This is a genomic window from Pseudomonas sp. GW821-FHT09E04 (assembly GCF_059416185.1).
In genome coordinates, this window is record NZ_JBWKOR010000001.1 from 378410 (window position 1) to 390578 (window position 12169).

The window sequence follows — 12169 nt, forward strand, 5'->3', positions numbered from 1 at the left end:
AAGAGGGCAGTGGTTACTTGGGGTAACCCGCGCGCTTCATCTCGCGTTCGGTGGTTTGCTGGGCGGCGGTCAGCGCCTGGTCGACCGTGGTCTGGCCGATCAGTGCCGCCGAGAACAGCTTGCCGACCTGGGTGCCCACACCCTGGAACTCAGGAATGGTCACCAGTTGAATGCCGATGTAAGGCACAGGCTTGAGGGTCGGTTTGCTCGGGTCAGCCGCTTTCAGCGACTCCAGCGTGACCTTGGCAAACGGTGCGGCGCTCATGTAGGCGTCGCTGTAGGTCGAGGCACGAGTGCCCGGCGGTACGTTGGCGATGCCGTCGGTCTTGGCGACCAGTTCGCCGTACTCTTTTGAGGTGGCCCAGGCACTGAATTCTTTGGCGGCGTCCTTGGCCTTGGAACTGGTCGGAATCGCCAGCGCCCACGAGTACAGCCATGCCGAGCCTTTATCGGTGACCTGATGCGGCGCAAAGGTGAAGCCGACGTGGTCGGCGACCTTGCTTTGGGTCTTGTCGGTGACGAACGAGCCGGCGACGCTGGCATCGACCCAGATCGCGCACTTGCCGCTGTTGAACAGCGCGAGGTTTTCGTTGAAACCGTTGCTGGAGGCACCCGGCGGGCCGGACTTCTTCATGGTGTCGACGTAGAAGTTCAGCGCGTTCTTCCATTCCGGGCCACTGAATTCGGGTTTCCACTGCTCATCGAACCAGCGCGCACCATAGGCATTCGCCACGGTGGTGATCAGCGCCATGTTCTCGCCCCAACCGGCCTTGCCGCGCAGGCAGATGCCGTATTGCTCCTTGTCCTTGTTGGTGAGTTTTTCGGCGAAGCCTGCGATCTGCTCCCAGGTCGGACGCTCCGGCATGGTCAGGCCGGCGTCCTTGAACAGGTCGGTGCGGTAATAGGTGATCGAGCTTTCGGCGTAGAACGGCAAGGCGTACAGCGAACCCTTGACCGACAGGCCTTCACGCACCGACGGGAACACATCGTCGAGGGCGTAACTGGCCGGCAGATCCTTCATCGGTTCCAGCCATCCTTTTGCACCCCAGAGTGCGGCTTCGTACATGCCGATGGTCAACACGTCGAACTGACCGCCCTGGGTGGCAATGTCGGTGGTCAGGCGCTGACGCAGGACGTTTTCTTCCAGCACGACCCAGTTCAACTTGATGTCCGGGTGCTCGGTCTCGAAGGTTTTCGAGAGCTTTTGCATGCGGATCATGTCGCTGTTGTTGACAGTGGCGATGGTCAGGGTCTGGGCGCCAAGGCTGACGCTGCTGAGGGTCATGCAGGTGAGGGCAAGCAGAGCTTTTGCAGTGGGTTGCATCGTGCACTCCTTTTCTGCACCCGGTGGGGGACAGAAGGACAGTTATTGTTTTTGTGTCTTCCGGCTGCAGGAAGAATGTGCACTGATTACAGCCTTCAATCGCAGGGCTGACAAATCATCCCTAGCACTTGAATCGATACTTTTTTGCACTCTCGATTGAGGCGACAAACACAGGGAAGGGCGTTTCAGGACAGCGAGGGCAATGAATCCGTACAGGTTTTCGGGCGTCAGCCGTGGTTTTGCTCGGTCAGACGCTGCACCACCAGCCGCCGATAATGCGAGGGCGTCATGCCTTTGAGCTGCTGAAAGCGCCGATTGAAATTGGAGATGTTGTTGAAGCCCGACTCGAAACACACCTCGGTCACCGGTTTGTCACCGTCCGCCAGCAGTTCGCAGGATTTGCTGATGCGCAGACGGTTGACGAATTCGATGAAATTGCGCCCCGTGGCCTGCTTGAACACGCGGCTGAAATAGGTCGGTTTCATGCCCAGGTGCTCGGCGACTTCCTCCAGCGGCAGTTCACGGGCGTAGTGGGCGAAGATGTAATCCACCGCGCGGTTGGTGCGGTCGATGTTGTGTTCGTCGGCCAGTTGAGGCGTGGTTGCGCCGGACAGCAGTTGGTAGTCGTCGGAGGCAGCGAGCAATTCCATCAGGATGAAAAAGTGCCCGAGACGGGTGATCCCGCTGGAATCGGCGATGCGTTGCATCAGCGTCATGGCCTGACGAATTGTCTGCGGTGAGCGGAATTCGATGCCGTACTGCGCGCGTTCCAGCAGTGGCGCCAGAGTCTTCAGCTCGGCGAACACCTGATGGCCGCTTTCGAACAGCTCATCGGTGAAGTTGACCAGCATGTCACGCTTCTCGACCACTTCGTCTTCGGCCACCTGGCTGATCCAGTTGTGCGGCAGGTTGGGGCCGGTGAGGAACAGCGTCTGCGGGTAGAAGTTGCCGATGTAGTCGCCGATGAATACCTTGCCCGAACTGGCCACGATCAGGTGCAGTTCGTATTCCTTGTGGAAATGCCAGCGCACCAGCGGGCAGGGGAAGCCGTGCTGGCGATAAATGATGGACAACCCGTTGTGGTCATCCATCAACTCGTAGGAGGGGTCGGTCACGCGGGCGGTTCGGGTCATGGTCGGACGCTTTTTTTGTTATCGCCCGGCGATCATGCCTCTTTGCGCGCCCGTTACGCCAGCAGGCGATCAGCGGGGCGCTGGTGGGCCTTGGTTTGATTCACGGCACGGCAAAACGACACGATGTTGCTCTCTTCGATGAAGTCGACGTTGATGACGTTGCACTTCATTGCCCAATCACTGTTGTCTGGATCGAACCACTCGTTCAGTTCTTTATGAATATCCACCGGGCCGCCCAGTGCGGTGTAACAGGTGGCGGACAACGACCAGGGTTTCCACGAGCCAGGTGGGGATTTCATGACGTTGCCGATGAACTGTTTCAACTCCGCCGAGTCGGTCCGATTGCTGCCCGACCATTCATGGTTGATGTAATCGATGAACACATGGCGATCAAGTTGCCAGTGTGACCGAGCGGCCGCAAATACACGTTGCTCCTTGCTGATGTGTTTGAGTTGCCCAAGGCCGGCGCTCAGGTTTCTGCTCGGGATCAAGCGATGTCCGAGCAGGTGAATCATCATTTTATTGAAGTAGTCATAATCGAAGTCGTTACCGTCGAGACTGTGGAAGTCCAGAACAATGAACTCGTCCGGGTTTTGCTTCAGAAAGTTTTCTACGTCGGTGATCAAGTTGCCCAGGGTTCGGGAGTTGCGGTGTCCGCCATGGTGAGCACGGAATCTGCTGACGCCTTCGGCCTTTGGCTCGTAAGCCAGGCGAATGTCCAGCACCCGTGCGCCATGGTGAAGTTGGGCGTGAAACGAGTCATGCTGGCAAGCCAGCCAATGACGGGGTGGGCCGAACACTGGATAACTGGCGCGCCAGTCGCTGCCAGCGTTGTGGGTTCCCGGCAGGGTCAGTTCGGATATCGAAAGTGAATCGATGGACGGTGTCGCCGCCATCCAGTTATAGGAGGCGTAGTTATTGATGTCGGTCATGCATGCATCCTGCATAAGTTGATTGAGGCGCCACTCTTTAATAACGAAAGTGGCGCGGGCAGGATGTTTATAGTGTTTAGCTTTTCAGATGGCTATCTATCGATTGATACAGGTTGTTGGTTGTTGTGTTTATAAATTTCAGGGCTTTATTGTTTGTTTGCATTCTTTGCTTCAATCCACTGCGCCATGTATTGCGTGCTCTTGTGCGAGTGATGTCGCAACATGCTGCCGGTGAAGTTGTTGCGTCTTAGTTGGGCAATGTTTGCGCGACAGTCCAGCAGCTTATTGATCAGCGCCGGCCCATGTATGGCCTGCTGATAAACCTCCTGGAGTAGCGCGTGCCCCTGGGATTGGGCCGCTTGCCAACGCACCTCGTCGCGATAAAGCTCGACCGCGGCATTGGCCAGATCCTGCGCCGTACGGCAGACAGCGCCCGGCCAGGGTTGGTCGGTATGCATGCCTTCAGCGCCAATCGGCGTGGTGACACTCGGCGTGCCGCAAAGCATGGCATCGATCAGCTTGCCTTTGATGCCGGCGCCAAAACGCAGGGGCGCCAGGCAGATGCGCGCATCGGACATGACCTGCAACGCATCCTCGGCCCAGTTCATGATGTGAAAACCCTGTGCGGCGTTGTGCAAGGCTGCAGCCTTGGGCGGCGTGTAGGCGCCGTAGATGTGCAATTGTGCTTTGGGCAGTTGTTCACGGATCAGTGGCCAGACGCTCGACTTCATCCATAAAACCGCGTCCCAGTTTGGCGCGTGACGGAAATTGCCAATACTGAGGAAGTGCGCGCGCTCCTCGAAAGGTTTCGCCGGTGCGCTGGGCGGTTCGACCATCAACGGACACCAGTGCAGCAACTCGGGTGGCAGCTTGAACTGCTGCACCAGCAACTCGATTTCCACCTGCGAAATCATCAGGTTCAGATCGCAGCGGTAGAGCGCGGCGATCTCGCGCTTGGCCAGGTCGGTGTCGGCCATCAGGTCGAACTCTTCGGCCAGCGCCGGGGCAAACAGCTGATCGAAGTCGTTGGCGTCATCGCTGAGTTTCAGCCGGTCCTTCAACCGCTGGTGCCGGGCATGTCGCAGGCTTTGCAGATCCGAGGTTTCCAGAATACGCAGCGCGTCGGGACAGTGCTTCTCTACGCGCCAGCCGAACTGTTCTTCGATCATGAACTGGTCGAACAGCACGATATCCGGGGCGAGTTCGCTGATGAAGGTGTCGAAACTGCTGTTGTTCAGCTCGATCGGGACTTCGCGGATGCCCAATGCGGTCAGGTCGGCGCGATGTTCACCGGTGCCGGCCGGGCTGGCAAAGGTGATTTGCCAGCCCTGTTGCAGGAAAGTTTCAAGAATCTGCATCACATGCCCGCTCGCGGCGGAGGAGCGGGGTTCAGGCCAGACGTAACCAATGACGAGGACTTTGGTTGCGGGCTGACTCATGAGAAACGATTCCTGGGACGAAGAGACGAAAAAAAGGCGCGCGAATTAGACCACAACCCGGGTGTCGCGGGATCCGTTTTTCTTGGGTGGACATCGGACAAGACCAAGCGCAAAGCCTACTGGCAGGGCGCGTGACAGTTTTATCCAGGAATTGAAGTCGGGTGGCTCAGGACTGACCGAGAACCCCTTTGACCTTGTCGCGCAATTGATCAATGGAAAACGGTTTGCCGATCACATGCATGTCCGCCGGCACTTCAATGGTCTCGGCATAACCGCTGGCAAACAGAATGGGTAGAGCAGGGCGCAAGTTGCGCGCTTCAGTAGCCAATTGACGGCCATCCATGATCGGCAAGCCGACGTCGGTCATCATCAGGTCGATGTGTTGATTCACATCCTTGATAATCTCCAGCGCCTGCTCGCTGCCGTCCGCTTCCAGAACCTTGAACTCCAATTCCTCCAGTACGTCGACGATCAGCATGCGCACGATGGCATCGTCTTCTACTACAAGGATGGTGGACGCAGTGCTGGACATAGTGGCGGCTCTCAAGAATGGGGAGGGTGGCGCCGGTCGATCAAAATTGCCGGGCTCTTGCATGAGTAAGTGGCGCATAGCCACAAGTTCCCGAATGGATACAAAAAAGAATAGGCGCAAACGGGCGGGCAAGGATAACCGTTGGCCTGTGAATCGGCGCAGGCAAATGTGGGAAAACAGTGCTAACACTGTGAGAAAAATGGATCCATGCCGCCGTTTTGGGGCAAACTCCTTGGTTTTCAACAGTTCGACAAGGCTGCCACATGTCCTCTCCGTCTTCGGTTGATGAGCAACGGTTTCGCAAACTACTGAGTCGCAACGTCAGCCTGCCTTTGGGTGTGGGCGCAATCAGCGCGGTGTTCTTCGTTTCCCTGATCACCTATCTGTTGTCGGTGATCCAGTGGGTGGAACACACCGACCGGGTGATCAATAACGCCAATGAAGCGGTGAAACTCACCGTCGACCTGGAAACCGGCATGCGCGGTTTCCTGCTCAGTGGCGATGAACACTTCCTCGACCCGTATGAAACGGCGAAGCCGCGTATCTCCGTGGCGCTCAATACCTTGCTTGAACTGACCGCCGACAACCCGGTGCAGACCGACCGCCTGCGTCGCCTGCAAGCCTTGCAAACCGAGTGGGCGACCTACGCGCAATCGATGATCGACCTGCAGCGCGCCAGCGGCGACTACAAGGCCGCGGTCAAGGCCGGGCGCGGCAAACGCCTCACTGACGAGATCCGCAAGCAATTCGAGGACGTAATCGATACCGAGCAGACGCTGCGCACCACGCGCAACGAAGACGTGCGCCGCACCACCATCTGGAGCATCAGCCTGTACCTGCTGTTCATCGCCGGTATCAGCGGTTTGCTGGCTTATATTGGTCGTCGCGATCTGCTCAGCCTTTCCAGTAGTTATGGCGCCAACCTCGCTGCGCAAAGGGCCAGCGCAGAACGCCTGGAGCAGCAGGCCTGGCTGCGCACGGGCCAGACCGAGCTGGCCGAACAAGTCCTGGGGCAACTGACGCTCAATCTGCTGGGCCGCAACATTCTGCAATTCTGTGCCCAGTACCTTGGCACTGCCGTGGCTGCGTTGTATGTACGCGAAGAGCATGGCGGGCTGAAACGCGTGGCTAGTTATGGTTTCTCCCGCGAGCAGGAAGAGCAGGAACAATCAATCTACAGCGGTGAAGGCATTGTCGGCCAGGTCGCGCAGCAGGCGCGGCTGATTCGTCTTGATTCGGTGCCGGCCGACTACTTCAAGGTCAGCTCCGGATTGGGCGAAGGCCTGCCACACAGCGTGCTGGTGGTACCGACCAGCGATGACGACCGGGTCAACGGCGTGATCGAGCTCGGCTTCCTGCGTCCGCTCACCGAGCGTGATGTGGCGCTTCTGGAACGGATTGCCGGCAACATCGGCACATCCATTGAAGCGGCGCGTTACCGCCAGCGTCTACAGGAAGTGCTGGCCGAAACCCAGCAGCTCAACGAAGAGTTGCAGGTGCAGCAGGAAGAACTGAAAACCGCCAACGAAGAACTGGAAGAACAGTCGCGGATTCTCAAGGAGTCCCAGGCGCATCTGGAAACCCAGCAAGTCGAGCTGGAGCAGACCAACGAGCAACTGGCCGAACAGGCCCAGACCCTGGCCGAGCAACGCGATGCCATGGACCAGAAGAACACCGAGCTCAATCAGGCTCAGGTGCAACTGGAAGAGCGCGCCGAAGAGTTGCAGCGTTCGAGCAAATACAAATCCGAATTCCTCGCCAACATGTCCCACGAACTGCGCACGCCGCTGAACAGTTCGCTGATCCTGGCCAAGCTGCTGGCGGAAAACCCGCAGGACAACCTCAGTGCAGAGCAGGTGAAGTTTGCCGAGTCGATCTATTCCGCCGGCAACGATCTGCTCAACCTGATCAACGACATTCTCGACATTTCCAAGGTTGAAGCCGGCAAACTCGAAGTGGTCCCGGAAAACACCAGCGTGGCGCGTCTGGCCGAAGGCCTGCGTGGTGTATTCGAACCACTGGCGGCAGACAAGAAACTGGCGTTCAGCGTCGAGTTGCAGCCGGACGCACCGATTACGCTGTTCACCGATCGCCAGCGTCTGGAGCAGGTCATCAAGAACCTGCTGTCCAACGCCGTGAAATTCACCGAACACGGCACAGTCAGCCTGACCATCGCCGGACAACCGGACGATCGCATTGCCTTTATCGTGCGCGACTCAGGGATCGGGATTGCCCAGGACCAGCAGGAAAGCATTTTCGAAGCCTTCCGCCAGGCCGACGGCACCACCAACCGCAAATACGGCGGCACCGGGTTGGGCCTGTCGATCTCCCGGGATCTGGCGACCTTGCTGGGCGGCTCGATCAGCGTCAGCAGCGCGCCGGGGCAGGGCAGTGCCTTTACGCTGGTGTTACCGCAGCAATACAGCGAACCGGGTGATACGCCGGTTGCACCGCTGACCTTCAGTCCGCCGGCGTCCGCACCGGTCATTACACCTGCCGTCGCGGTGTCGCCGCTGGCGTCCGTCGACATCCCGCGTTTCAACGACGACCGCAACAAGGCACCGTTCGATACCCGCTGCATTCTGGTGGTGGAAGACGAGCCGAATTTTGCCCACATCCTCTACGACCTGGCCCACGAACTGGGCTATCAGTGCCTGGTTGCTCACGGCGCGGATGAAGGTTATGACCTGGCGAAAGAGTTCGTGCCAGACGCAATCCTGCTGGACATGCGCCTGCCGGATCACTCGGGCCTGACCGTTCTGCAACGCCTGAAAGAACACGCCGAAACCCGGCACATCCCGGTGCACGTGATTTCCGTGGAAGACCGCGCCGAAGCGGCCATGCACATGGGCGCTATCGGTTACGCCGTCAAACCGACCACCCGCGAAGAACTCAAGGACGTGTTCGCGCGCCTTGAAGCCAAGCTGACCCAGAAGGTCAAACGCGTGCTGCTGGTCGAGGACGATGATTTGCAACGGGAAAGCATCGCCCGCCTGATCGGTGATGACGACATTGAAATCACCGCCGTCGGCCTAGCACAGGACGCGCTGGAGCTGCTGCGCACGACGATCTTCGATTGCATGGTCATCGACCTGAAGCTGCCGGACATGCTTGGCAACGATCTGCTCAAGCGCATGTCCACCGAAGACATCTGCTCGTTCCCGCCGGTCATCGTCTACACCGGACGCAACCTGACCCGCGATGAAGAGGCCGATCTGCGCAAGTATTCGCGTTCGATCATCATCAAGGGCGCGCGCTCGCCGGAGCGTCTGCTGGATGAGGTCACACTCTTTCTGCACAAAGTCGAATCGCAGTTGTCCCATGAACGGCAGAAGATGCTCAAGACCGCGCGCAGCCGCGACAAGGTCTTCGAGGGTCGCAAAGTGCTGCTGGTGGACGACGATGTACGCAACATCTTCGCCCTGACCAGCGCGCTGGAAACCAAGGGTGCAGTCGTGGTGATCGGCCGTAACGGTCGCGAAGCGATTGAAAAACTGAATGAAGTCGAGGACATCGACCTGGTGCTGATGGACGTGATGATGCCGGAAATGGATGGTTTTGAAGCCACCATGGAAATCCGCAAGGATCCGCGCTGGCGCAAGCTGCCGATCATTGCGGTAACGGCCAAGGCCATGAAGGATGATCAGGAGCGCTGCCTGCAGGCGGGCGCCAATGATTACCTGGCCAAGCCCATCGACCTGGATCGCCTGTTCTCGCTGATTCGCGTGTGGTTGCCGAAGATGGAACGCATTTAGTGGAACGTAGTTACTCAGCAGAACGAAACAGCGAAATCGAATTACGCTTGCTGATCGAGGCGATCTACCTCAAGTACAGCTATGACTTTCGTGACTACTCCGGCGCGTCGATCAAGCGCCGGGTGCAACATGCGTTGAGCCAGTTCGAATGCGCGACGATTTCGGCGTTGCAGGAGAAGGTCCTGCACGACCCGACGGCGTTCATGCAATTGCTGCAATTGCTGACGATTCCGGTCAGCGAGATGTTCCGCGATCCGTCGCACTTCCTGGCGATCCGTCAGGAGGTGGTGCCGCTGCTCAAGACCTATCCGTCGATCAAGATCTGGATCGCCGGGTGCAGCACCGGTGAGGAGGTCTATTCGATGGCGATTCTGTTGCGCGAAGAAGGTCTGCTCGACCGCACGATCATCTACGCCACCGACATCAACCCGCGCTCGCTGGACAAGGCCAAGCAGGGGATCTTTTCGATGGAAAACGTGCGCGCCTACACCGCCAACTATCAGCAGGCCGGCGGTCAGCGCTCGTTCGCCGACTACTACACTGCTGCGTATGGCTACGCGATTTTCGACAAGAGCCTGTGCGAGAACGTAACCTTCGCCGATCACAGCCTGGCGACGGACAGCGTATTCTCTGAAACTCAATTAATTTCATGTCGTAACGTGTTGATTTATTTCAATAAAAAACTTCAGGATCGAGCATTCGGATTGTTCCATGAGTCGTTGTGCCACCGAGGCTTCCTGGTGTTGGGCAGCAAGGAAACGCTGGATTTTTCCGGCTATTCCAACCAGTTCGAGCCCTTGGTGAAACAAGAACGGATCTACCGCAAATCATGAACAGTGCAGCGGATTTGCCTCGGGTCGAGGCGATTGTGGTCGGGGCTTCCGCCGGTGGCGTCGAGGCCTTGCTGACGATGCTCGGTTCGCTGCGGTCAGGGTTCGGGCTGCCGATCATCATCGTCCTGCACCTGCCGGAAGAGCGGCGCAGCCAGCTCGCCGACGTGTTTGCCCGGCGAGTGGCGTTACCGGTCGCCGAAGCCATCGATAAACAGGACATTCAGCCCGGCACCGTGTATTTCGCCACACCGGGCTATCACCTGTCGGTGGAGCAGGACCGCAGCCTGTCGTTGAGCCTGGAAGACCGCTTGCATCATTCGCGGCCTTCGATCGATTTCCTGTTCGAGTCCGCCGCCGATGTCTACGGCCCGGCGCTGGCCGCGGTGCTGTTGACCGGGGCCAACCACGATGGCGCGCGGGGCCTGGCGCAGGTCAAACGCCATGGCGGGCTGACCATCGTTCAGGATCCGGACGATGCGCAGATCGCGACCATGCCCCAGGCGGCACTGAAGCTCCATCAACCGGATCACATACTTCCCATACGCGGCATCGGCCGTCTGCTTGTCGAGCTGGAACGAATCGCATGCTGAGTAATATCCAGGCAAAACTGCTGATCGTCGACGATCTGCCCGAGAACCTGCTGGCTCTCGAAGCGCTGATCAAACGCGAAGACCGCACCGTCTACAAAGCGCTGTCGGCGGACGAAGCGCTGTCGCTGCTGCTGCAACACGAATTCGCCATGGCCATCCTCGACGTGCAGATGCCCGGCATGAATGGCTTTGAACTGGCCGAGCTGATGCGCGGCACCGAGAAAACCAAGAACATCCCGATCATCTTCGTCAGCGCTGCCGGCCGTGAACTGAATTACGCGTTCAAGGGTTATGAAAGCGGGGCGGTGGACTTCCTGCACAAGCCGCTGGATATCCACGCGGTGAAGAGCAAGGTCAATGTATTTGTCGACCTGTACCGCCAGAGCAAGGCGATGAAGCAACAGGTCGAAGCCCTCGAACAGAGCCGCCGCGAACAGGAAGCGCTGCTTCAACAGTTGCAGAGCACCCAAGGCGAACTGGAGCAGGCGGTGCGCATGCGTGACGATTTCATGTCGATCGTCGCCCACGAAGTGCGCACGCCGCTCAACGGCCTTATCCTCGAAACCCAGCTGCGCAAGATGCACCTGGCCCGGGACAACGCCGCCGCGTTCACCCTCGACAAGATGCACGCGATGGTCGACCGCGACGAGCGCCAGATCAAAAGCCTGATCCGCCTGATCGAAGACATGCTCGACGTGTCGCGGATCCGCACCGGCAAGCTGTCGATCCGACCGAGCCGTTTCGATCTGGCGCAACTGGTCGGCAACCTGCTGCAAAATTTCGCCCAGCAGATCGAAGCGGCCGAGACCGAAGTCAGCTTCACCGCCGCCGAACCGGTGCAAGGGCAGTGGGACGAGTTCCGCATCGAGCAAGTGGTGTCGAACCTGCTGACCAACGCCTTGCGTTATGGCGGCAAGAGCCCGGTGCAGGTGCGGGTTTATCGCGAAGGCAATGAGGCTCGGGTCGAAGTCGCGGATCAGGGCATCGGTATCAGCGAGGAGAATCAGAAACGCATTTTTCAACAGTTCGAACGGGTTTCCGCCAAGACGGTGGTGGCCGGCCTCGGGCTGGGTCTGTTCATTTCCGAGCAGATCGTCGCCGCCCATGGCGGTTCCATCGTCGTCGAGAGCAAGATCAACGAAGGCGCCCTGTTTCGCGTTTGTCTGCCGCTCCAGGAAAACGGCGAAACAAACGCAACCTCTGAGTGACCACACGGTCGTATCAGCAGCTATTGACCGAACAAAGGCTTCCCATGAGCGTAGATGCACAAGATGTTGTACTCGTCGTCGAGGACGAACCGGTGATCCTGATGGTGCTGACAGACTATCTGTCAGGGCAGGGATATCGCGTATTGCAGGCCGAAAACGGCGAGCAGGCGTTCGAGATTCTGGCGAGCAAGCCGCATCTCGACATGTTGATTACCGATTTCCGCTTACCAGGCGGGATCTCCGGCGTGCAGATCGCCGAACCCGCCGTCAAATTGCGCCCGGATCTGAAGGTGATCTTTATCAGCGGCTATCCCCAGGAAATCCGCGAGACCGGCAGCCCTATTACCCGCCGGGCGCCGATCCTGGAAAAACCGTTCGATCTGGATGTGTTGCAGGAGAAGATTCAGGAATTGCTGGCCTGAC

General features: G+C 58.6%; 10 protein-coding genes. 5 read left to right on the forward strand and 5 right to left on the reverse strand.

The genetic code is table 11. From position 1 onward, the window contains the following. Positions 1 to 13: 13 nt before the first annotated feature. From AC07N4_RS01835 to AC07N4_RS01855, 5 genes are all read right to left on the reverse strand, one after another. A complete protein-coding gene (locus AC07N4_RS01835; protein ID WP_102619823.1) occupies positions 14 to 1324 on the reverse strand; it encodes an ABC transporter substrate-binding protein in 1311 nt (436 codons plus the stop codon). A 227-nt stretch (positions 1325 to 1551) separates the two neighbouring features. Then, the gene (locus AC07N4_RS01840; protein ID WP_096820362.1) at positions 1552 to 2457 is read right to left on the reverse strand and encodes an AraC family transcriptional regulator; all 906 of its coding nucleotides are present in this window, start codon (positions 2455 to 2457) and stop codon (positions 1552 to 1554) included. Positions 2458 to 2510: 53 nt separating this feature from the next. Then, positions 2511 to 3389 (reverse strand): PI-PLC domain-containing protein, encoded by an 879-nt coding sequence (locus AC07N4_RS01845; RefSeq protein WP_493064806.1) that lies wholly within the window; start codon positions 3387 to 3389, stop codon positions 2511 to 2513. 146 nt (positions 3390 to 3535) lie between these two features. Next, a complete protein-coding gene (locus tag AC07N4_RS01850) occupies positions 3536 to 4828 on the reverse strand; it encodes a glycosyltransferase (RefSeq protein ID WP_493064807.1) in 1293 nt (430 codons plus the stop codon). A 166-nt stretch (positions 4829 to 4994) separates the two neighbouring features. Beyond that, positions 4995 to 5360, reverse strand: a complete 366-nt coding sequence (locus AC07N4_RS01855; protein ID WP_493064808.1) for a response regulator — start codon at positions 5358 to 5360, stop codon at positions 4995 to 4997. A gap of 263 nt (positions 5361 to 5623) precedes the next feature. Here AC07N4_RS01855 and AC07N4_RS01860 point away from each other — a divergent pair, with 263 nt between their 5' ends. Genes AC07N4_RS01860 through AC07N4_RS01880 form a run of 5 tightly spaced genes read left to right on the forward strand, consistent with a single transcriptional unit; the run spans position 5624 to position 12168 of the window. Continuing rightward, a complete protein-coding gene (locus tag AC07N4_RS01860) occupies positions 5624 to 9115 on the forward strand; it encodes a response regulator (RefSeq protein WP_493064809.1) in 3492 nt (1163 codons plus the stop codon). Continuing rightward, positions 9115 to 9948 (forward strand): CheR family methyltransferase, encoded by an 834-nt coding sequence (locus AC07N4_RS01865; RefSeq protein WP_096820368.1) that lies wholly within the window; start codon positions 9115 to 9117, stop codon positions 9946 to 9948. Before AC07N4_RS01860 ends, AC07N4_RS01865 begins: the two co-directional genes overlap by 1 nt. Beyond that, on the forward strand, positions 9945 to 10538 hold the full coding sequence (locus AC07N4_RS01870) for a chemotaxis protein CheB (RefSeq protein ID WP_102619828.1): 594 nt from the start codon (positions 9945 to 9947) through the stop codon (positions 10536 to 10538). Before AC07N4_RS01865 ends, AC07N4_RS01870 begins: the two co-directional genes overlap by 4 nt. Further along, on the forward strand, positions 10532 to 11746 hold the full coding sequence (locus AC07N4_RS01875) for a hybrid sensor histidine kinase/response regulator (protein WP_102619829.1): 1215 nt from the start codon (positions 10532 to 10534) through the stop codon (positions 11744 to 11746). The genes AC07N4_RS01870 and AC07N4_RS01875 overlap by 7 nt, the downstream gene beginning before the upstream one ends. Before the next feature lie 44 nt (positions 11747 to 11790). Continuing rightward, the gene (locus tag AC07N4_RS01880; protein ID WP_007954537.1) at positions 11791 to 12168 is read left to right on the forward strand and encodes a response regulator; all 378 of its coding nucleotides are present in this window, start codon (positions 11791 to 11793) and stop codon (positions 12166 to 12168) included. The last annotated feature ends 1 nt before the right edge of the window (position 12169 follow it).